Below are 21,535 nucleotides of genomic sequence, written 5' to 3'. Positions count from 1 at the left end.
TGCCATTGCGAGGACTGCATGACCCCTTCCCTCAAATCCTATCGCCGCATCACGGTAAAAATCGGCTCTGCGCTGCTGGTCGACCGCGAGACCGGACTGAAGCGCGGCTGGCTGGACTCGCTTGCCGACGACGTCGCCGACCTCGCCAGGGGCGGGGCGGAAATCCTCGTCGTTTCCTCCGGCGCCATTGCGCTCGGCCGCACGATCCTGTCGCTCGGCAAGCGGGCGCTGAAGCTGGAGGAAAGCCAGGCGGCCGCCGCCGTGGGTCAGATCGCGCTGGCCAGCGCCTGGTCGGAATCGCTTGGCCGCCATGGCCTGCGCTCCGGCCAGATTCTTTTGACGCTGGGCGACACCGAGGAGCGCCGGCGCTACCTCAACGCCCGGGCGACCATCTCGAAGCTGTTGGAATTCAAGGCGATACCTGTCATCAACGAGAACGACACGGTGGCTACGACGGAGATCCGCTACGGCGACAACGACCGGCTGGCCGCCCGCGTCGCCACCATGATGCGCGGCGACCTGCTGGTGCTACTGTCGGATATTGACGGGCTCTACACCGCGCCGCCGGCCCGTGACCCGAACGCAAAATTCATTCCGGTGGTCGACCGCATCACGCCGGAGATCGAGGCGATGGCGGGTGCCGCGGCCAGCGAATTGTCGCGCGGCGGCATGCGCACCAAACTCGACGCCGGCAAGATCGCGACGCTCGCCGGCACCGCCATGGTCATCACGTCCGGCACGCGGCAAAATCCGCTGGCGGCGATCGAGCGCGGCGAGCGCGCCACCTTCTTCCGACCCAGCGCCACACCGGTGAAGGGCTACAAGACCTGGATCGCCGGCCAGTTGGAGCCGGCCGGGCGGCTCACCATCGACGCCGGCGCGGTCGGCGCGTTGATGTCCGGAAAATCGCTGCTCCCGGCGGGCGTGCGCCTCGTCAGCGGCGCGTTTTCGCGCGGCGACACGGTCGCCATCCTCGATCCGGACGGCCGCGAAATCGCGCGCGGGCTGGTGGCCTACGATGCACCCGACGCCGTGCGCATCGCCGGGCTGAAGACGGCGGAGATCGCCGAACGGCTGGGCTACGAGGCGCGCTCGGCGATGGTGCATCGCGACGATCTTGTCGTCAGATACACGAGCAATGCTGATGTGCGCAGGCTCCTTGCATGATATGCGTTTTGGAACGCTGAATCGATTGAATGGATTTGCTAACATGCCCTCGCGCGACGAGGAACTGGACAAGCGAGGGGATGGCGGGCGCACAGCTCTTGCTTATAAACTGGCCCTGGTAACGCCGGCTGCGATCGTTGTCGCGATCTGTTACGGGATGATTGCAACTGAGGATCAATCGCGACAGGTCTACTATTCCTGGATCGGTCTTTCATTGATAGTCGCAGCCACGCATTCGATTGGAATCTGGCTAGGGAATAACAATTTCGGCGCGGTGATACTAAACTTGGTATTGATGCTGCTTGCATTGTCGTTTGGCGGCCTGTTGATGTCGCTGACCGATGCAGGCAGAGGTGTACTCTAAGGCAGATTCGATGCTGACTACGAACTCTCGACTTGAAGATACCGTCGCGCTGATGGCCGAAATCGGCCGCAAGGCACGCGCCGCCGCGCGGCCATTGGCGCTGGCCCCTGCAAAGCAGAAGAACGACGCGCTGGCCGCCATGGCCGACGCCATTTTGCGCGATGAGCAAAATATCCTCGACGCGAATGCCATCGACCTGAAAAACGGAGAGGAATCAAGGCTTTCGCCGGCGATGATAGACCGGCTGACGCTAACGCCTGCCCGCATTCGCGGCATGGCCGAGGGCGTGCGGGCAATCGCCGATCTGCGCGACCCGGTGGGCGACGTGATCGCCGAGTGGGACCGGCCGAACGGGTTGCATATCGAGCGGGTGCGCACGCCGCTCGGCGTCATCGGCGTGATTTACGAGAGCCGGCCGAACGTGACCGCCGACGCCGGCGCGCTCTGCCTGAAAGCCGGTAACCCCGTGATTTTGCGGGGCGGTTCGGATTCGCTGAACTCTTCCGCGGCGATCCATGCCGCGATGGCCGAGGGTCTCAAGACGGCAAGTCTGCCGGAGGACGCGATCCAATTGGTGCCAGTGGCCGACCGTGCCGCTGTCGGCGAGATGCTGAAGGGACTTGGCGGCAATCTCGATGTGATCGTGCCGCGCGGCGGCAAGAGCCTGGTGGCGCGGGTGCAGAGCGAGGCACGAGTGCCGGTGTTCGCGCATCTGGAAGGGCTCTGCCATGTATACGTCGACAAGTCGGCGAAACTCGACATGGCTATCCCCTTGATCGTCAACGCAAAAATGCGGCGCACCGGCATCTGCGGATCGGCCGAAACGCTGCTGATCGACCGTGCTGTAGCACAGACGCATGCTGTGCCGATCCTGACCGCACTGGCCGACGCAGGCTGCGAAATCCGAGCGGATTCAGAAACTTGCACGCTTTACCCCGCTGCCAAACCGGCGACCGAGGAGGACTGGGCGACTGAATATCTCGACGCAATCATCTCGGTGAAACTCGTGGATGGCATTTCCGGGGCGATCGAGCACATCGAACGATGGTCGTCGCACCACACGGAGGCGATCATTGCCGAGGATAATCAAGCGGTTGAGCGGTTCTTCAACGAGATCGACTCGGCCATCCTGCTGCACAACGCCTCGACACAATTCGCCGACGGCGGCGAGTTCGGCTTCGGCGGCGAGATCGGCATTTCGACCGGAAAGATGCATGCGCGCGGGCCGGTTGGCGTCGAGCAGCTCACCTCGTTCAAATACCGCGTGCGCGGAAAAGGCCAGCTAAGGCCTTGATCCCACACGTAAATTGAACATCACCTCGCGCCCTCCCCTGCAGCCCGCCGGCCATTTGTCCCGCAAGGGCGCAGAGCCGGTCGCGGACGGCTACCTCCGGATGCCGCATGTCGAAAAGGGCATGCGGGTCGGGCTGTTCGGCGGCTCATTCAATCCGCCGCATGCCGGCCACGCGCTGGTGGCGGAGATTGCCTTGCGCAGGCTCGCTCTCGACCAGCTCTGGTGGCTGGTGACACCCGGCAACCCGTTGAAAAACAAGAACGATCTGCTGCCGCTCGGCGAACGGATAAAACTGTCCGAACGGGTCGCAGGCAACCCGAAGGTCAAGGTGACGGCTTTCGAGGCAAGCAATAATTTCCGTTATACGGCCGACACGCTGGCCTACATCAAGGCGCGCAATCCGGGCGTGGATTTCGTCTGGATCATGGGCGCGGACAATCTTCGGGATTTTCACCGCTGGCAGCGATGGAGGCAAATTGTCCTTACTTTTCCGATAGCTGTGGTCGACCGGCCGGGCTCGACGCTGGCTTTTTTGTCATCGGTTGTGGCCAAAACTTTTGACTATGCAAGGGTCGACGAGGCGGACGCGCCGCGCCTGGCGAGGATGAAGGCGCCGGCCTGGACGTTCATCCACGGGCCGCGCTCGCTGCTTTCGTCGACGGCCATCCGCGCCCAGAAAACCCAGCAAAATCAGTAGGCCAGCCCAGCGAACGATTTTGTGTGAAGTCCGGAAGATCCGGCTATTTCAACAGCTTGCGCGGAACGTACGCGAACATCACCGCGGCGGGCTTGAATACGGACCTGAAAAACGTGGCTCGCGCTTCCCTCATGCCGCCTTTCGCTTCACGCAACCGCCGAAAAGACGCGCGCGGGCTTCACGCAACCGCCGATGTCGTTTTTGACGCCGCACGAAAGGTTTCGGCACGCCATTTTCACTGCATGGGAGACGTGGCTGCGAGCATTGGCAAGACTGCGGAGGACCGGGAGAACACTTCCGCGCCGCTGATGGCGATCACCTCGATCATCCTGTCGATGGCGCTGGTGGCGGTCGGCAACGGACTGCTGTTCGCCTACATTCCGGTCCGGCTCGGCGCTGAGGGTTTCGCGCCGACCTGGGCGGGGTCGATCCTGACCGGCCTGTCGGCCGGTGGGCTGCTCGGCTGCCTCCTGACGGCGCCGCTGGTGCGCCGGGTCGGCCATGCGCGCAGCTACCTGCTGTTCTCCGGCCTGATCGTGCTGGCCAACGCGCTGGTGGCGGTGACGGTCGACGGGCCGACCTGGATCCTTTCGCGCGCCCTCTACGGTTTTGCCATCACCGGCCTGTTCATCGTAGCGCAGAGCTGGCTGAACGACGTGGTCGGCAATGCCATACGCGGTCGGGTGATGGCAATCTTCTACGTCGCCTATGTGGTCGGGTTGGGATGCGGCGCCTTCCTGCTGCGTTTCGCCGATATCCAGACGCCGCAGGCGCCGATCTTCGGCATCATCTTCGCAGCCCTGTCGATCCTGCCGGTGGGGCTGACCAACCTCGCCCAGCCCCCTGCCCCCGAGGGCGGTTCGGTGGCGTGGACAAAGGCCTGGCGCATCTCGCCGGTGGGCATTGCCGGCATGCTGGCGGTGGGCGGCCTGTCGATGATGATCGCCGGCTTCGCACCCATCCACGCCACCGCCAAGGGCTATTCGCAGGCCGAGGTGGCCACCCTGATGTCGGCGATGCCGCTGGGCACGCTGATCTTCCAGATCCCGCTGGGCTGGATTTCCGACCGCACCGACCGCCGCTATGTGATGATCGGCGCGGCCACGCTGGTCGCCATCATGGGCGTGCTGGCGATCCGCTTCGACGGCGCGGCGCTGCTGGCCATCATCGCCATCTATGTGGTGTGGGGCGGCGCGTCGGATTCGCTCTATTCGCTCTCCAGCGCCCATGGCAGCGACCGCGCCCGCAAGGACGAGCTGGTGACGCTGTCCAGCACCATGCTGTTCGCCTGGTCGGTGGCGGGTTTTCTGGCGCCCGGCCTCGGCACGGTGCTGACGGCGCTCTACGGCACGCAGAGTTTCATCTATGTGGCGATCGCCATCGCGGTGATGTTTTCCGCCTTCGTGTTCTGGCGGGTGCTGAAGGCCTCGCCCGTGCCGGCCGACGAAACCGGCAGTTTCGCGCCGATGACGGCGCAGGCGCCGCTGCCGGTCGACCTGGCGTTTCCGGGAGAGGAGGAGCGGAAGTAGAGGGCGGGATAGCCATATCACGTCGATTTCAGCCTGCGCGACATTGCGTCGACTGCGTCCGCACGGCTGGCAGCCAAAGCCAATAGCTGAAATGTGTGAACGCGGCCGGGTGCTTACGGGAGAGAGACCCAGCCGCTATGACGCCACACGGCAGGCCCGTCCTCAGATCACCATAAAATCCGCGGCAGTGAGGCTGAGGCCAGGTGCGAGCGATGCGAATTTCACTGCAACGGACGCGCCCGTTCCATCGGCATCGTAGAACAGCGAGCCGGTGTTCGAGTTGTAGATGATGCGGTCATCCGCATCTCGCGCCGCCAGGAAGTTGTCCTTGAACGCCGATGCCGCAAGCACACCGGTCGTGGTCAAAGCGGTGAAGATCGCGTCGTCCAGTTGGATCGTGTCGGCGGCGACGCTGTAGTCGACGATCGCGTCGACGTTGCCAGCACCCAATGCGGTCGAAAAGACGAAGAAGTCCCTGCCGCTACCGCCGCGCAACTCGTCGGCGCCGCCCTTGCCGTCGATGATGTTGGAGCCGGCATTGCCGATGATCGTCTGTGCGTTCTCGTTTCCGGCGAGGTTGACGTTGAATGTTCCGGTCGAGCCGGTGGTGGTCAAAAATTCGATGAACGAGTTGGGGTCGAGAGCATAGTCGACGGACGTGATGACACGATCGGCCGTGCCAGCCGCCGACCCGGAGGCCTCGATAATGGTGTCGAATGAATTGTAGATGCGGTAGGTGTCGTTACCCTTGCCGCCGATCAACGTGTCGTTGTCACCGGCGCCGCCGTCATTCAGGACATTGTCGCCCGCGTTACCGATTATGGTCTGGAAGGACGCATTGCCGGTGAGGTTGATTGCCGCCGTGCCGCCATTGGCAGTCGTTCTCAGCAATTCGACTTCCATCCTGGCGCCAAGGGCATAACTGGTGCTGACGATCGCCGCATCGTTGCCGGCGCCACCCACCTCAACGATCAGGTCCTTGGCATTGTCCACGTAGTAGACATCGTCGCCACCGCCGCCGACGAGCGTATCGACGCCACCCCGGCCATTGAGAACGTCGTTTCCCTCGCCGCCGGTCAGGGTATCGTTGCCGCCCATTCCATACAGCGCATCGTTGCCGTCCAGCCCGTTTATGAACGTGGCGTCCAGCCGGCCAACGATCGTGTCATTCCCCTCGTCACCGGAAATCGAGCGGTCGCGAGGGTCCAGGATCACAAAGGCCGCGTAGTGATCGTTGGTCGAATCCCCGGTCTCCGAATCGTAAACAACGATCAGGCGCCCATCCGGCATGACAGTGATGTCGGAAAGGGTCTGGTCTCCGGGATTGTCGATCCTGAACTGCTCACCAATGCGGTTCCCGGAGGCGTCGAACATCTGGACTGCGACGTCGGCATCCGGGGTTCCGTCCACCTCGTTTCCGACATAGCTTGTCCAGGCCATGACGAACCCGCCATCCGATGTCCCGACCACCTTTGGGTGGAGGCCATACGCATCGGACACTGAGCGGAGTATTGTGATATCGGAGCCATCCGATCCGATGACCTTGAAGTACATTTTCTGATCGGCGAGATCGTCCCAGGCGACGACCGCGTTGCCGTTGGTTAGCGACGTGACGGTTGGCGAACTGGGGCTGCTTGTATCCGCGATGACCCGCTGGGCCGCTACTTCCTGGCCGTTTTCGTCGAAGACAGAGATCTGGATGGTGGTCGAATTCGTAGAGACCACGTAGTTCTCGAAAGCGACCACAATGTTGCCGTTCGCAAGAACGGAGACGCTGGGATTGCGCTGCCAATCCGTCGAGGCACCGTGAGCGTCCATTACCACGCGTGGGAGGACGCCAGTCGGATCTTCGATCGACAGACCGACATCATAGTCGCCGGCTCCCTCATGATGGAAAGTGGTAAAAACGGAGACGATGCGCGTTGAGCTGAATGGCGCGAAATGTCCCGCAATCTCATCATCGCCACTGGCTCTCACATCCAGATCAGTCGTAATGCCGGTTGGCGTCAGGACCGCTGCAAAAACATCATGATCATTTGGGGCAAACTGAATTGAATAAGCCAGATAGATGTTTCCGTCTGGCGCTGAAGTGAGACGGGGGCTGAGCATAGGCACGTCTCGCCACGAGATATCGTAGAGCGCATCGCCTCCGAAGGTATTGCCGAGCGCGTCATAAAACTGGCTGCTGAGATCGCCATAGAAGTCACCGGCTATCGCGAACCTTCCATCGGAAAAGCAGGCCACGGTGGAGCCCGTGGCGATGGCCGTCTCCGCCTTCCAGAGTGTAGGTGTACCTGGCATGTTTTTCTCCCCACCACCCGAGAATTATTTCGTTGATCTCGAGACCGTTACAAATAAATTCTTGAAACGCATGGCGCTCGCGGATTGCGAATACAGTTTCCGATCCGGACAAGCAGTTGACCCGGCCGATAACACTTTCCGGAGCCTCACGTCGCCCCCACCCATGGAAGCGGCCATCGTTTACCTCTGCTAGTTGATCGAGCCAGCCCTGAATACATTCGCGAGTGGAAAACACTTGGAATTCTTCTTCTTTTCCTGGAAAATCAGCCTGGAAATTCCGCAGCCGAGGATTGCCCGTTGGCCAAGGACATCGACCGAAAGCTGCGGGTGACGGCCGCCTTGCTGGGCACGATCACGATCAAGGATCTCGGGGCGGCGTTCCGGCGGATCAACCCCGCCACGCCGTTCGACGTCGAGCGCGCTCACAAATGGATGCAGGGACGCGCCAATCCGCGCGAACTTCAACTCTATGCCGACTGGGCCAGGCTGCTCGATCTCGATCGGTCCGGCGATTGGGTCGCCGAAGCGGACGCCGAAGACTTCCTGGACGCCGTCTGCGCGCGCCACGATCGCGACCGCGAAACGCTGAAACGGCACCTCGGGCGGCCGAATGGTCATGCCGCCCAGCCGGAGCGCGGGCTCACGCTCGCCGGCACTTATGCGTGCTATTCCCATGCCTGGTCGCCTTATTTTCGCGGCCGCGTGATCCGTGGAGAATTGTCGATAGGGCCGGGCTCGGGTCCCAACCGGTTGCAGGCAAGCTACGCGGAGGTACTGCCGACCGGCCGGCTTTCTCTCGAAGGTTCGGTCTCCATGGAAAAGCAGGCTCTCCATCTCGATTTACGCGAACGGGGAGGCGACGCCCATTTCGTCTACTTCCTTTTTCCGCCCACGCCGCCGGTCAGTGTCCTGGCGGGCCTCATGTGCGGCGCCACGATCATCGGCCCCGTGGCCCAGCCTTCCGTCACGCGCATCGCGATGGTCAAGCTTCCCGCCGCCAACGCCCGGCTCAGCACCGCCGAGGCGTATCTGCCCACCCAGGGCTCCATCGCCGAGGACTTGATCTCGCTGGGTTTGGGAATCGCTGATCCCGGCGCGGTCGACCGCAATCTCGGCACTTTCCTGGCAAGAGGCGACGGTCTCGATCAGATCTCGATCAGCGATTACCAGCCGCTGGTCGAATCGCTCGACCGGGCATGGCTCGACTTTCCCAGCGCCAATCCTTAGAGCGCACCCAATCGGATTCATTCTGCCGGTGACGGTTTGGGCCAAGGTCGAGGGCGGCGCCCTGTGGCGAGATGAGGGCTGGCCGCGCGCGACGCCGCAGGCGTCAGGCAGATTCTGTGTCGCTGTCCGCCTCCGCCGGATAGGCAAACTCCAGCATGACCGCCTGTATGCCCGTGTACGCCTTGCGCCAGGCGAAAACCGTCTCCTCGGTGCAGAAAGCACCGAGCCGCTCGCGCAGCATTGCGATGAGCGCCTCGCCCACCGCGTCGTAGTGTTCGGGGCGTACGCCATAAGCGAGGTGGCGGATGGCGAGATCTTCCACCGTGACGCGCAGCAGGCCCCAATTGCCAACCTGGTCGACGATCACCTGCAGCGTCTGCGCCAACTTGACACCCTGGCGCCGCATGTCGGCCACGAACAGGTTTTCTGCCTCGGGCAGCAGTCGGAACAGGTGGCGGTAGAAGCAGGCGGCGGCGCCAGGCGCGTCCACCGCCAGGGCGCGAAAGCTCGCACCGATCAGCGCCTGCTCCGTCGCGTCGAACTGCATGATCCCGATCCGCCCCGGGCCGACAATGCCCGACCGCAGCATGTCGCAAAGCCTGCGGCCTGCCAAGCGGCGGGACATCGCATGTGAGATGCCCCCTCACCCGCCCTCCGCTTCGCTCGGGCGACCTCTCCCCGAGGGGAGAGGAGATCGCGGACGCCTGCGCCCTCCACCTTCTCCCCGCGGGGAGAAGGGTGGCCGCGAAGCGGCCGGATGGGAGCGCGTTCAATCGACTGCTGGGCCAGGCGAAGGGCGGACGGAAAGCGGATCGCACCGCGGCACTTCCCGAAAACGCCGCGACAGGGCATTCTGGCGGTGCAACCGGGGGAGCGCATGCAGCCGAACTGGGACGACCTGAAGGTGGTGCTGGCAGTGGCTCGCTCGGGCTCGCTGACGCTGGCCGCCGAGGCGCTGGGTATGGACCAGTCCACCTGCAGCCGGCGGCTGGGCTCGATAGAGGCCGGTCTCGGCACCATCCTGTTCCTGCGCTCCAAGGGCGGGCTGACCGCCACCGAGAGCGGCGAGATCGTCATCAACCGGGCCACCGAGATCGAGCGGCGCATGGTCCGGATGACGGAGGATCTTTCGCGCGGACCGGAGGGCCCGGTGGGCACGGTGCGCCTCGTCGGCAATCCGTGGACGCTGGAGCGCCTCGCCGGGCCGCCAGCGCGAAAACTGCTGGAGGCGTGCCCGCGGCTGGACCTCAGGCTCATCCCCTATCACCCGCGCGCCGCCGCCCGCGCCGACCCGACAATGCAACTGTGGTTCGAGCAGCCGCCGCGCGACTTCGAGTTCGCGGTCAAGCTCGGCGAGGTGCCCTATGCCTTCTATCGCAGCGGCGACTGCGATCCGAGGGACCTGCCGTGGGTCGCCTTCAGCGACGAGGATTCGCCCCGGCTGGCGCATGTGCAGGCGCTGGAGCGGGTACGCAGGCAGGGGGACAAGGTGCGGCTGCAGTCCGGCGACAACCGCGTGCTGATGGCGGCGATCGCCGCGGGCGTCGGCAAGGGCCTGCTGCCCATGTGCCTTGCCGCCACCCATCCCGGCCTGGCGCGGCTCGAAGCCGGCCCGCCGGAACTGGTGCGCATCCTGAACCTGCACCTGCACCCCGATACGGTGCAGACACAGCGCGTGCAGGCGGTGACCCGCTGGCTGCGCGAAATCTTCGTCGAGACGTTCGGAAACCCCGAGATTGCGCAGATACCCGACAAAATGTAGTATTTGTCGTTCATCTTGCGGGTCGGGCTGCCCAAATGGCTTTATCGGACGAAGAGATCGACCAGCTTCATCTCGGCCTGCGGCTGATGCAAGAGCGCAAGGAACTTGCGGCGGCGCTTTTTTATCCGCGTCTGTTCGAGATCGCTCCCGATACACGCCCGTTGTTCTCCGACGACATCGTCGGCCAGACCGAAAAGACGCTGTTCGCCTTCGGCGCCGTGGTGGCGCGCATCCACGAACTGGAGAGCGAAGACTCCATGAGCCGCGACCTGGCGCGGCGGCATGTCGCCTACGGGGTGAAGCCGGCGCACTATCCGCAGGTCGGCAAGGCGGTGCTGAGCATTTTGGCGGAAGTCCTTGGCGACGAGTATTTCACGCCCGAGATGGAGACGGCCTGGCGCAAAGCTTATGACGAGATCGCCCTATCCATGGTGAAGGCCGCCTACGGGATCGAGGTGCAAGACCTCGCCGACCTCGACGAGCCCGCGCTGGAAGCCGCGCAGTAGCGGCGCACTTCGGGTCCATCCTGCCGGCGAATTGCGCCGGCCGGCGGGGCCTTACCGGAAAATCCGCATGACGACGATGCAGTTCCGCGGGTTCGCGAGCATCGCCCATGCGGGTATCACTCGCCCCCGACCGGCAGCGGGCCTTCCGACACTCCGCGCCGAATAATCTCAATCAATCCATTTGGGTCGGTGAAACGCGCCGCAGTTCGAGCGAACCGCGGGCGAACCCCTGCGCGCCGAGGTTTTCCGGGGCGCGCGAACGCCAACGCGACGGCCCTGGCCCGAGAGGCCGGCCCGAGCAAATGAAGGAGAATGGATATGCAGAACATCTACATGTCGATGTACGGCACGAAAGGCAACGATACGGTGGTCCTCAACCATGCGGCGGTCGCGGATTGGGAGCACTCCGGATGGGACCCGAATTTTGGGTTCGTCAACACGCTCTGGGTCGGCTACTACCACGCCGGCGAGGGCAATGACGCGATCATCCGCGATCGGCCGGGAATGTACCGGCTGGGCTGGGACGGGTCTGGCGACGCCTACATGTTTGGCGGTTCGGGCACCGACACCATTTCCTACGCCCACTATACCGGCGCGATCGACATCGATCTTTCGACGTCGGATGGCCACGGTCTCGCCAAGGCGAAAGGCGTGTCCGGGCAGACGATTCTGGGCGACGACGTCCTTTACAGCTTCGAGAACGCCACCGGCACCAACGGCAGCGACATCATCCGCGGCAGCAACGGCGTCAACACGCTGGTCGGCGGCAACGGCCATGACGAGATGCATGGCGAGGGCGGCAACGACAAGCTCTTCGGCGGCAACCACAACGACAAGCTTTATGGCGGGTCCGGCAACGACACGATCAAGGGCGAAAGCGGCAACGACACGGCCCATGGCGGCGCCAACGACGATATCATCGAAGGCGGCTCCGGCAACGACACGCTCAAGGGCGACGACGGCAAGGACTTCCTCTACGGCGGCAGCGGCCACAACGTTCTGTGGGGCGGCAATGGCAACGACACGCTGCTGATCGAAGGCAGCGGCCGCGCCTTCGGCGATGCCGGCGACGACATCCTGGTGGGCGGCGCGTCCGACGACGAGCTCCATGGCGGAACCGAGGCCGACACGCTCACCGGACTTGCCGGCAACGACGAACTCTACGGCGACTTGGGCGACGACAACATGCTCGGCGGCGACGGCAACGACACGCTCGAGGGCGGCAATGGACAAGACGTGATCCATGGCGGGAACGGCAACGATTTCGTGATCGGCGGCCACAACAGCGACGATCTCAGGGGAGGCGAGGGCATCGACACTGCCGCCTGGGAAGGCTCCGCGCGGGTGGTGATCGACCTTCGCCCCACCAGCGTCGGCACGGCGGTCCAGTACAGCTTCACCGACAGCCTGGCCGGTTTTGAGAATTTCCGGACCGGCTCGGGCAACGACTGGATCAGCACGAACGGCACGGCGAACTATGTCGATGCCGGCGACGGCAACGACTACGTGAACGCCGGAAGCGGCAACGATGCCGTGCTGGCCGGAAAGGGTAACGATGGCGTGCGTGGTGGCCAGGGCAATGACAGCATTCTGGCTGGTGACGGCGACGACTGGTTATGGGGCGACGCTGGCAACGACACGCTCTCCGGCGGGGACGGCGAGGATCTTGTCCGGGGCGGCTCCGGCACGGATATCCTGTTCGGCGGCAACGACGCCGACCAGTTCGTCTTCGCGGCCGGCGACAGCGGCATCGACTCCATCCGCGATTTCGTGCTGGGCGAGGACATGGTCCGCTTCGACGACTTTCTCGCCGACGAGCCGGAGATCGGCGAGAGCTATGTCGGCAGGGTCTATGCCGCATCGGCGGACATGGGTCACTCGACCATGCTGGTCGCCATGACCGACGATGGCTGGCAGGCCTTCGCCAAGATCGTCGGCAACGGCAACGTCGCTTCCTTCAATGCCGCGATCGCCGATGGCGGCCTGTTCAACCCGTCGATGCTCAACGGCGACTCGCCGATGGACATCATCATCTGAACGACCCGGCATGACGGCCCGGCGGCGCCAGACCGCCCACCGGGGACTGCGGCCGGACGTCCGAAAGACCCGGCGGCGCGCCACGGCGCGCTGCCGGGTTTTTTCGGTTGCAGAACGCAGGAAGCTGCGGCGCCGGTGGGCGATCAGAGCGTGCCGGTGCGCCCGCGCACTATTGCTTCGCACGTTCGAAGATGAACAGCGCGTGACCCGAGCCGCTCGCGGCCTCCAGGGCTGTCGGCCGGCCGGCCTCCAGATTCGGAGAATTGTCGCAGATGCTCAGCGTGTCGCCGTCGAGCGCATAGATGCCCTTCCAGGTCTTGCCCACCGCATCGCCTTGCGTGTTGACGAAATCGATGGAAGCCGGTCTCGCGGCCGGATCGACGCTGGTTGTTCCGGCAAAGATCGTCTTGCCGTCGCTCGACCGGATCTGGAAATTCGCACCGTCGAAGGTGAGCCGGTGGCCGACGAGGTTTTCCGCCGGCTTGCCTTCGGACACGACCTTGGTCGCCACCCATGTCCCCTGCAGCTCCTCGGCCGCCACGGCGGGCTGGGCCAAACCGAGGGTGGCTGCAGCCACCAGCCAAAGCAGGATCGGGGCCAGCCGGCTCCGGAAAGAACTCATGAAACCGCGCATGCCTGTCCTCCAGTGAACGGGTGCTGTTCGATATCGAGCTCGCCGGCGGTGTTCACCAGCCAAACCGACGTCCGAAGCTAGCCGATGCCGCCGAACCCTGCGAGGCCCTGTTGCGCAGTTTCGCCAGATGCGGCCTGCGTCCGCATTTCCGCCTGCGACTGCAAACGTGAAAAGCCGGCGATGGCACCATCGCCGGCCTGTGCGCGGGGCGCATCGGCCCCGCGCTTCGGTTGCGGTTTTTTAGAAGACCACGAAATCGGCCGCGCCGAGCGCCGGGTTTCCTGTGAGGGTGGCGAAGTGGATCGCGCCACCGGCGCCGTTGCCGTCGGCGTCGTAGAACAGTTTTCCGGTGTCGGTTTCGTAGACGATGTGGTCGTTGCCGTCCTGCGCCGTGCCGCTGGCGTTGGCGCGGAAATAGGCGGACGCCAGCGGGCCGGTCTTGGCCATGGCGGCGAAGATCGCGTTGTCGAGCTGGATCGTGTCGGCGGCCGCGTCGAAGTCGGTTATCTTGTCGACATTGGCGGCGGCGTCGAGCGCGGTGTTGAAGATGAAGGCGTCGCCGCCCGCGCCGCCGACCAGCGTGTCGTTGCCGGCATAACCCTTGATGAAATCGTCGCCGGCGCCGCCATTGACGACGTTGGCCCCGGCGTTGCCGTAGACATAGTCGTCATATTTCGTGCCGGAGATGTTTTCGATCGAGGTGTAGCTGTCGCCGGCGGCGAAGCCGGTGTTGATGGCGGCGTTGGCGAGGCTGGCGATCACGCCGGCCGCGGACCCCGAGTAGTTCACCGTGTCGGTGTCGGCCCCGCCGATCAACTGGTCGGCGCCGTCGCCGCCATAGAGCGTGTCGTTGCCCGCGCCGCCGTCAAGCCGGTTGTCGCCGGCATTGCCGATCAGCTTGTCGACGAAGCCCGAACCGGTGAGATGCTCGATCGACAGATAGGTGTCGCCCGCGGCGTCGCCGGTGTTTGCAGCGGCATCGGCGAGATTGGCGGTCACACCGGCCGTCGCGCCGAGATACGAGGCGGTGTCGGAACCCGAGCCGCCGCTCAGCCTGTCGCCGCCGACGCCGCCGATCAGCGTGTCGTCATTGTCCTGGCCGTAGAGCTTGTCGTTGCCGGCGTAACCCTTGAGCGTGTCCTCGCCGGCGCCGCCGCGTATGTCGTTGACGCTGTTGTTGCCGTTGAGCGCGTCGCCGTGGCCGGAGCCGATCAGGTTCTCGATCGCGTTGTAGGTGTCGCCGGCGGCGTCGCCGCCGTTGATCGCCGGATTGGCGAGGCTTGCGATCACTCCGGCGGCGGCGCTGGCATAGGAAGCGGTGTCGGTGCCCTCGCCGCCCTCCAGAATGTCCGCGCCCTCGCCGCCGATCAGCACGTCGGCGCCATCGCCGCCGAGCAACTGGTCGTCGCCGCTGCCGCCGTCGATCAGGTCGTTGCCACCGGCTCCGTCGAGGAAATCGCCGCTGCCGGCGCCGTCGATGACGTCGCGCAGCGCGTCGCCGGCGAAGGTGTCGGCGTCATCGTCGCCGGTGGTGGTGCGCACGATCTCGCTGACCGACGCGCCGATGCGGCCGTCGACGCCGCCGTCGGGGGAGCTGTCCTGCCAGGTGGTGACGAACTTGCCAGAGAGCAGGCCGGAGATGGCCGAATGGCGGTCGGCGCTGGGCCCGAGGTCGAGAGCGAATTCGTCGGTGACGGCGACGCCGGCGGCCGTGAACACCCGCGCCATGACGCCGTAGTCGACGAGACCCAGGTTCCTGGACCAACTCACCACGATGAATCCGTTCTCCAGCACGGTGACGTCGGGCTCGACGTCGACCTCGGCGGACGGCGCGTTGACACGGATGAAGCCGGTCAGGTCGTTGCCGTCGTTGTTGAGTATCTTCAGCGTGATGCCGGAATTGCCGGCGTCGGCGGCGCCCCAGCCCGTGTCGGTGTAGGCCACCGCCCAGTTGCCGTCGGCCAACCCGACCGCGCTGGCCTCGGTGTTGTCGCCGATGCTGTCGATGGCGAAGTCGTTCACCTTGGTCGTACCGTCGTTGTAATAGATGCGGGCGCGCAGCGTCTGCTCGGCGGGATTGGTGTCAGTATAGGTGACGACGTAGCTGCCGGTGCTCAGCGCCGCCACCGCGGCGCCGGTCTGGACGCCGGCAAGCGCGGGGTTGTTGACCATGGCGCTCGGGCTGAACTCGTTGCCGAGGCTGTCGAAGCGCGTCTGCCAGACATTGTCGGCCCTGGTATCGGCCACGACGAAACCGCCTCCGGCCAGCGCCGTGACATGGACGTCGCTGCCGACGGTGTCGATCGCGATCTCGCTGCCCACCGCGGTGCCGTCGGCCTCGAAGATGCGCCCGCGCAGGTTCAGGATCGGCGCCTCGGCGTCGATCCAGGTGACCAGCACATTGCCGTTGGCGAGCTCGGTTATCTGCGGCTGGCCGGCCGCCATGGTGCCGTTTTCATAAGGCACCTTGAACGAGCCGATGCGCTCGTTGCCGGCGTCGTAGAAATCGACCAAAACCTCGCCGTCGGCGAGGATGCCGTTGTTGTAGACGACGGCGAAGCCGCCATTCGACAGGCCGGTCACGTCCGGCCGGAGCTGGTTTCCGGTTTCGAAGCTGTTGGCCTGGAACTCGGGTTTGACGAAGACGTGGGCATAGGTACTGGTGGTAGCCATTGCAGTCGTTCCTTCAAGACAAGGGGATAGCGGCCGCGCCATAGGGCGCGGGACAGGCTTCCCGGTTGATGAGCACGAAGGCGGCGCCGGCGGCAGTCGCCGGGTGACGAGCGGCGCCGGGATCCACATTCGCAATGGCGTGGCGGGATAGGGGACAATCGCCCCCTCGTCTTGCACCCGGAAGCACTCGAATTGACCGCCGGGGAACCGGCGCGTCAAAAAATCATCGAAATGCCGGATCGTTGCTGTTTCTGGTCGCGCGACGGCTGGCGAAGGGAAGGTTTGGCGAGAGCCGGCTTCGTCCAGCCCGGCTCAGATCACCACGAAATCGGCCGCGCCGATCGCCGGATTGCCGCTGAGCACCGCGAACTGGACGGCGACGCCCACGCCGTTGGCGTCGGCGTCGTAGAAGAGTCTTCCGGTGCCGGTGTGGTAGATGACATGGTCGTTGCTGTCCTGCGCGGTGCCGGTGGCGTTGGCGCGGAAGTAGCCTGAGAGGAGCGCCCCGGTGGCCGCCAGCGCCGCGAAGATTGCGTTCTCAAGGTTGATCGTGTCGTCGGCTACCGAGAAGTCGGCAACCGTGTCGACATTCGAAGCGGCATCGAGCGCGGTGTTGAAGGTAACGCTGTCCTTGCCCGCGCCGCCAAAAAGCGTGTCGTTGCCCGCCAACCCCTTCATCGTGTCGTCGCCGGCCTTGCCGTCAAGGATATTGGCGCCGGCATTGCCGACCACTTCCTGACCGAGCTCGTTGCCGGTGAGGTCGATGGCTGCAGCGCCGGCGGTGCCGTTGGTGGCGAGCCGCTCGACCCAGGCGCCGGCGGTGAGAACGTAGTCGACCGCCGCCATCACCAGATCGGCGGCGCCCTGTGCGGCGGTTTCGACGATGACCGTGGCCGTGCTGTAGACGAGGTAGGTATCGTTGCCGCTCATGCCGCGCAGCAAATCACCGTCGCCGCCACCGTCCTTCAGCGTATTTTGGCCGGCATTGCCGATGATCGTCTGGGCGAATTCATTTCCGGTGAGGTCGATGCCCGAAGTGCCGGTCGAGCCGTTGGTGGTCATCATCTCGACGGCGACGCCGGCCTTCAGCACATAGTCCACGGCCGCCGTCACCCGATCCGCCGCGCCTTCCGCCGCCCCTTCGATGATCGAATCGCCGGCATTGAACACCCGGTACGTGTCGTTGCCGCCGCGCCCCTTCATCACGTCGGCCGCGCCCTTGCCGCCATCGTGCAGCACGTTGTCGCCTGCATTGCCGATGATCGTCTGGGCAAAAGCGTTGCCGGTAAGGTCGATCGCCGCCAGGCCGCCGATCAACGTGGTGCGCAGCCCCTCCACGGCGGAATCTTTCGCAAGCGCGTAGCTGACATTTGTGGCGACCCGGTCGCTGCCCTGTCCGGCCTTCTCGAACACGCCGTCGCCGGCGCCGTTGACGTAGTAGATGTCGTTGCCGCGCCCGCCATGCAGCTTGTTGTCGGCGGCGTTGGCGCGGATGACATCGTTGCCGTCGCCGGTCACGGCATTCTCGATCAGCGTGCCGGCGTCGGTCTGAATGAACTGCCCGCCATCCAGCGTCGAGGATGCACCTGCCCGCAGATCGAGCACGATGTCGCCACTGAGCGCTGCCATGTTCAGCCAGTCGACGCCGGAATCGCCGTCGGCGACGAGCCGACGCGACGCATCGAGCGACGCCATGGCGGCAAACTCGTCGGTGAAGTGATAGACGTCGTCGGCGCCTCCGGCGTGGCCATAAATGCCGAACTTCACGTCCGCGAGTTGCCCCGCATTGCCGGAGACATGGGAGACCCGGATCGACCAGTCGCCCTGCGCCGCGACATTGCGCAGGCCTTCGACGCCGAACCGCCAGATCACGTCGGTGTAGTTGATGGAGGTGATATCGTAATAAAGCAGCGGATGGACGGAGCCGTCAGGCCCGATCAGCTCGGCGCTCAACGCCGGAAAGGTGGAATTGACGAAACGCAGCGTCACGTCGACCCGTTCGACCACGAGGTCCGAGGTCAGCGCCAGCGTGTAGGTGGCCGGCTGGCCGGTGATCGCCAGGTTGGCTGCCCCCGACGCCTCGACATAGGCTTCGTTCGCCGAGGTCCGCGGCGCGCCGAACAACTCCCACGCCTCCGCCATGCGCACCGCGTTGTAGGCGTCGACCACGCCGTAGCCGTAGTTGACATGGAAATGCAGGCCGCCGCCGTTCCAATTGTCGGCACCGTTGACCACCCAGGCGCTGTTCTCGAAACCGGTGCTGCCGGCACCGATGGCGCTGCCCGTATGCGTGGCCGACATTGCCAGAATGTCGCGCACGTCGCGCCAACCGAGATTCTTGTTGGCCTCCAGCATGAGCGCGGCCACGCCGGAGACGACGGGCGCTGCTCCCGACGTGCCGCCGAACCGGTTGGTGTAGTCGTTGTCGCCGCCGCCGTCCCAGTTCCAGCCCTCGTCGCCGAGGATGTCGACCGTGACCATGTTGTAGCCGGCCGGCGCGGAGACCAGCACGTTGGCGCCGTGGTTGGAATAGTCGGCGACAAAACCGTCATCGGTCACCGACCCGACCACGATAGCGTGCCGCGAGACGTTCAGCCCGATGCTCTGGGCGCTCCAGTAGTCGTTGCCTGATCCCTTGACGACGATCGTGCCCAGGCCGCTGCGGCCGTTCTCGGCCAGATCCTCCCAGATCCCTGCGATGACGGAGTCGACGGTCTCCGGCCGGATTATGTTGTGGGTGTAATGAAAGGACGAGCGAAAGGTCCAGCTATTGTTGACCACGTCGAGCAGCGCGCCCTGGGCAAGCGCCGCGAAGAGGCCGGTCTGCGTACCCATGTTTAGGTAGAGCGCCGTGGCGGGGTTGAAGATGTCGAAGCCGGTCAGGCTGGCGCCCGGCGCCACGCCCACCGAGCCCTTGCCGTCCAGCGCCGCCGCGATGACGCCGGCGACATGGGTACCGTGCTCGGTGCCGTGCGGGTTGCCGTCCTTGGCCGGACCGGTATAGGCGGCGTCATAGACTTGGCCCTCGAAGACGAGATGCTTGCTCGGGTCGTAGCGCCCCGCAAACTCCGGATGGGTGTACTGGATGGCGCTGTCATAGATGCCGACCGAGACGCCTGCGCCGGTGTAGTCGTCCCACACTCTCGGCATGTCGCCGATCAGCGCGAGATGCCATTGCTCGTCGAAAAGCGGATCGCTCGGATAGGGCATGCTCCCCCCGCATACCTGGCCCGGCATGACGCAGGCGGCCCGATGCAACCAACCATTCGCCGTCAGGCTGGCGGAGAATTAGGCACATGCCGGCGGATTGTTCAACGGGAATCAGGCGTCACGTGGTGACGGAGCTTCCTCCGAAGGTTGTTCCCAGATCACCAATGCAATCCGCCGCTACAATCGGCGGATTGCCTCGACCAGCGCGAACTGGACGGACGCCCTGTCACCGTCGGCATCGTTGACGAGTTCCTCCGTCGGTCCTGGATGCAGGCGACGGAAGCGATGGTCGCCCCAGCCGCCAAGGCGCCGCCGCTCAGAAGGACAGCGTCGCCGCGCCCTGCCTGATCTCGGCATGCATGGCACTGGCGCCGACGACGATGACGCCGTCGAGCAGGTCCGACTGCTCGTAGCCGCGCGACTGCACGCAGGGCGGACATGCCCAGATGACGCCGCCGCGCGCCTGGAAATCCTCGATCAGCGCGGCAAGCGGTTTCAGCGGGGTCACCTCCGTCAGGCGCTGGGCGCCACGGCGAACCAGGTCTATCGCAGTGCTGGTCAGGAACATCGAGACCTTCAGCCCGGCGGTGAGCCCGCCATTGGCGATGGTGAAGGCGACGGAGGACAGTTCGGAATCGATGCCCTTGGTGACCACGTTCACCAGTTTTTCGGTTTCTGCTTGCATGTTTGTATCTCCTCTAAAGGGTTGCGTTTGTTCTGTTCTTCAAGGAATGAACGCCGTCGGCCGTTCGGCGGCGAAAGGCGCTTTTCGGTCGTCTGCGGGACCGCTCACGAGCGGGCCGCCGAAGGAACGGCGCCGGCGCTGATCGGTGACATTCGTTGGGTGCTGAATTACAGTGCGTCGCGCGGCAGTTGAATGACCGGGCCGCCGGAAGACTTGACCGTTTGGCGGGAAACCATGGACGCGCTGGGGGAAGTGCTGGGCGCCGTCAGGATGACCGGCGGGGTTTTTCTCGACGCGCGCTTCTCCGCGCCCTGGTGCGTCTCGGCCAATATGGATGCCGGCGACCTCGAGCCGTTCCTGCAGAACCCCGTACAGATGATCGCCTATCACTATGTGATCCAAGGTCGCATGCAGGTCATGGTCGACGGCGAAAGCCCACTCGAGGTTCGCGCCGGGGAAACCGTGGTGTTCGCGCGCAACGACCGGCACATTCTGGGCAGCGCGCTCCCTGCGCAGCCGGTGCGCACCGGCCACCTCATTCAGCGCAACGCGGCAGGCGCGCTGGGGCAGGTCGTCCATGGCGGCGGTGGTGAGCCGACGCACATCGTCTGCGGTTTTCTAGGCAGCGCCGAGCACCGCAACCCGCTGATCGCCACGCTGCCGCGTGCACTCAAGGTCGACATGGTCGGCGCCGGCTCCAGCGAATGGATCGAGGCCTCGCTGGGTTTCGCCCTGAAAGGCCTGCGGGAAGGCAAGATCGGTTCCTCGACGATAATGTCGAAACTGTCGGAACTGATGTTCGTCGAGGCGGTGCGCGGCTATGCGGCGACGCTTCCGCCCGAGCGCAAGGGCTGGCTGGCCGGCATGCGCGATCCGGTGGTCGGCCAGGCGCTTGCGCTAATGCACGGACGGGTGAACCATCCCTGGACGGCGGAGGAACTGGCGCGCGAGGTCGCCCTATCGCGCTCGGCCTTTTCCGATCGTCGCCGCGCTCGTCGGCATGCCGCCCATGCGTTATCTCACCCTGTGGCGCATGCAGCTTGCCAAAGAAAAGCTGCGCGGCGGCCGCCAGGCCATCGCCCAGATCGCCTATGATGTCGGCTACGAGGCGGAGGAGGCGTTCACCCGCGCCTTCAAGCGTGAATTCGGCACGCCGCCGGCCGCCTGGCGCAAGGCGGCGCAGGCGGCGGAATGAGTTTTGGGCGGTGTCCTCAGCGCGCCGGTCCGATCCAGGCGGCCATGTGGTCCAGCCCATCCGACAATTTGGTCGGATCGATCACGCCTTGCCGGAACAAATCCATTACCCTGATCGCGATGTCATCGCGGTCGGGACCTTTGTCGATCCCGTGCTTGGCGCAGTAGTCGTCCAGAGCCCTGGTGAGGACTGCGAGCTCGGCCGGATCCGCCATGCCAAAGCCATACATGCCCCTACCTCCCATTCGGGCGAAA

18 protein-coding genes are annotated in these 21,535 nt (G+C 64.8%); 11 read left to right on the top strand and 7 right to left on the bottom strand.

The features are described 5' to 3' along the window. The first annotated feature begins 18 nt into the window (after window positions 1-18). The 5 genes from proB to RB623_RS00430 all read left to right on the top strand — a co-directional run bounded on the left by proB (window position 19) and on the right by RB623_RS00430 (window position 5,051). Window positions 19-1,167: a glutamate 5-kinase gene (gene proB / locus RB623_RS00450; RefSeq protein WP_308054765.1), complete on the top strand. Its 1,149-nt coding sequence runs from the start codon at window positions 19-21 to the stop codon at window positions 1,165-1,167. A 43-nt stretch (window positions 1,168-1,210) separates the two neighbouring features. Then, window positions 1,211-1,531, top strand: coding sequence for a hypothetical protein (locus RB623_RS00445; RefSeq protein WP_308054764.1), 321 nt, complete (start codon window positions 1,211-1,213; stop codon window positions 1,529-1,531). A gap of 10 nt (window positions 1,532-1,541) precedes the next feature. Then, window positions 1,542-2,825 carry a glutamate-5-semialdehyde dehydrogenase gene (locus RB623_RS00440; protein ID WP_308054763.1) on the top strand — a complete coding sequence of 428 codons (1,284 nt, stop codon included), beginning with the start codon at window positions 1,542-1,544 and terminating at the stop codon, window positions 2,823-2,825. A 100-nt stretch (window positions 2,826-2,925) separates the two neighbouring features. Further along, entirely contained in the window at window positions 2,926-3,522 is a 597-nt protein-coding gene (locus RB623_RS00435; RefSeq protein WP_308054762.1) for a nicotinate-nucleotide adenylyltransferase, read from the top strand. A 308-nt stretch (window positions 3,523-3,830) separates the two neighbouring features. Further along, window positions 3,831-5,051 carry an MFS transporter gene (locus RB623_RS00430; RefSeq protein ID WP_308055094.1) on the top strand — a complete coding sequence of 407 codons (1,221 nt, stop codon included), beginning with the start codon at window positions 3,831-3,833 and terminating at the stop codon, window positions 5,049-5,051. 162 nt (window positions 5,052-5,213) lie between these two features. Here the strand turns inward: RB623_RS00430 and RB623_RS00425 are convergent, their stop codons facing one another. Beyond that, complete coding sequence (locus tag RB623_RS00425) at window positions 5,214-7,352, bottom strand: calcium-binding protein (protein ID WP_308054761.1); 2,139 nt, start codon at window positions 7,350-7,352, stop codon at window positions 5,214-5,216. 297 nt (window positions 7,353-7,649) lie between these two features. Between RB623_RS00425 and RB623_RS00420 the strand changes: the two genes are divergently transcribed. Then, window positions 7,650-8,579 (top strand): hypothetical protein, encoded by a 930-nt coding sequence (locus RB623_RS00420; protein ID WP_308054760.1) that lies wholly within the window; start codon window positions 7,650-7,652, stop codon window positions 8,577-8,579. Between the two features lie 103 nt (window positions 8,580-8,682). Here the strand turns inward: RB623_RS00420 and RB623_RS00415 are convergent, their stop codons facing one another. Continuing rightward, the gene (locus RB623_RS00415) at window positions 8,683-9,126 is read right to left on the bottom strand and encodes a globin domain-containing protein (protein ID WP_308054759.1); all 444 of its coding nucleotides are present in this window, start codon (window positions 9,124-9,126) and stop codon (window positions 8,683-8,685) included. A 330-nt stretch (window positions 9,127-9,456) separates the two neighbouring features. Between RB623_RS00415 and RB623_RS00410 the strand changes: the two genes are divergently transcribed. The 3 genes from RB623_RS00410 (at window position 9,457) to RB623_RS00400 (ending at window position 12,884) form a co-directional block, all read left to right on the top strand. After that, complete coding sequence (locus RB623_RS00410) at window positions 9,457-10,341, top strand: LysR family transcriptional regulator (protein ID WP_308054758.1); 885 nt, start codon at window positions 9,457-9,459, stop codon at window positions 10,339-10,341. Window positions 10,342-10,376: 35 nt separating this feature from the next. Then, window positions 10,377-10,847 (top strand): globin domain-containing protein, encoded by a 471-nt coding sequence (locus RB623_RS00405; RefSeq protein WP_308054757.1) that lies wholly within the window; start codon window positions 10,377-10,379, stop codon window positions 10,845-10,847. A gap of 318 nt (window positions 10,848-11,165) precedes the next feature. Further along, window positions 11,166-12,884 (top strand): calcium-binding protein, encoded by a 1,719-nt coding sequence (locus tag RB623_RS00400; protein WP_308054756.1) that lies wholly within the window; start codon window positions 11,166-11,168, stop codon window positions 12,882-12,884. 169 nt (window positions 12,885-13,053) lie between these two features. On the opposite strand, the gene RB623_RS00395 is transcribed toward RB623_RS00400, so the two are convergent. The 4 genes from RB623_RS00395 to RB623_RS00380 form a co-directional block, all read right to left on the bottom strand. Next, window positions 13,054-13,518, bottom strand: a complete 465-nt coding sequence (locus RB623_RS00395) for a TIGR03067 domain-containing protein (RefSeq protein WP_308054755.1) — start codon at window positions 13,516-13,518, stop codon at window positions 13,054-13,056. Between the two features lie 240 nt (window positions 13,519-13,758). After that, window positions 13,759-16,191, bottom strand: coding sequence for a calcium-binding protein (locus RB623_RS00390; RefSeq protein WP_308054754.1), 2,433 nt, complete (start codon window positions 16,189-16,191; stop codon window positions 13,759-13,761). Between the two features lie 312 nt (window positions 16,192-16,503). Continuing rightward, window positions 16,504-19,401, bottom strand: a complete 2,898-nt coding sequence (locus RB623_RS00385; RefSeq protein WP_308054753.1) for a S8 family serine peptidase — start codon at window positions 19,399-19,401, stop codon at window positions 16,504-16,506. Window positions 19,402-19,717: 316 nt separating this feature from the next. Continuing rightward, window positions 19,718-20,086 carry a DsrE family protein gene (locus RB623_RS00380; RefSeq protein WP_308054752.1) on the bottom strand — a complete coding sequence of 123 codons (369 nt, stop codon included), beginning with the start codon at window positions 20,084-20,086 and terminating at the stop codon, window positions 19,718-19,720. Window positions 20,087-20,320: 234 nt separating this feature from the next. On the opposite strand from RB623_RS00380, the gene RB623_RS00375 reads away from it, so the two are divergent. Next, window positions 20,321-21,181: a cupin domain-containing protein gene (locus tag RB623_RS00375; RefSeq protein ID WP_308054751.1), complete on the top strand. Its 861-nt coding sequence runs from the start codon at window positions 20,321-20,323 to the stop codon at window positions 21,179-21,181. Further along, window positions 21,120-21,281, top strand: coding sequence for an AraC family transcriptional regulator (locus tag RB623_RS00370; protein WP_308054750.1), 162 nt, complete (start codon window positions 21,120-21,122; stop codon window positions 21,279-21,281). Before RB623_RS00375 ends, RB623_RS00370 begins: the two co-directional genes overlap by 62 nt. A 16-nt stretch (window positions 21,282-21,297) precedes the next feature. Here RB623_RS00370 and RB623_RS00365 read toward each other — a convergent pair whose 3' ends face one another. Further along, on the bottom strand, window positions 21,298-21,510 hold the full coding sequence (locus tag RB623_RS00365; RefSeq protein ID WP_308054749.1) for a hypothetical protein: 213 nt from the start codon (window positions 21,508-21,510) through the stop codon (window positions 21,298-21,300). Between the last annotated feature and the right edge of the window lie 25 nt (window positions 21,511-21,535).

The organism is Mesorhizobium sp. LHD-90 (assembly GCF_030929505.1).
In the GTDB taxonomy this organism is placed as follows: Bacteria; Pseudomonadota; Alphaproteobacteria; order Rhizobiales; family Rhizobiaceae; genus Kumtagia.
This window is presented reverse-complemented; position numbering and strand designations above follow the sequence as displayed.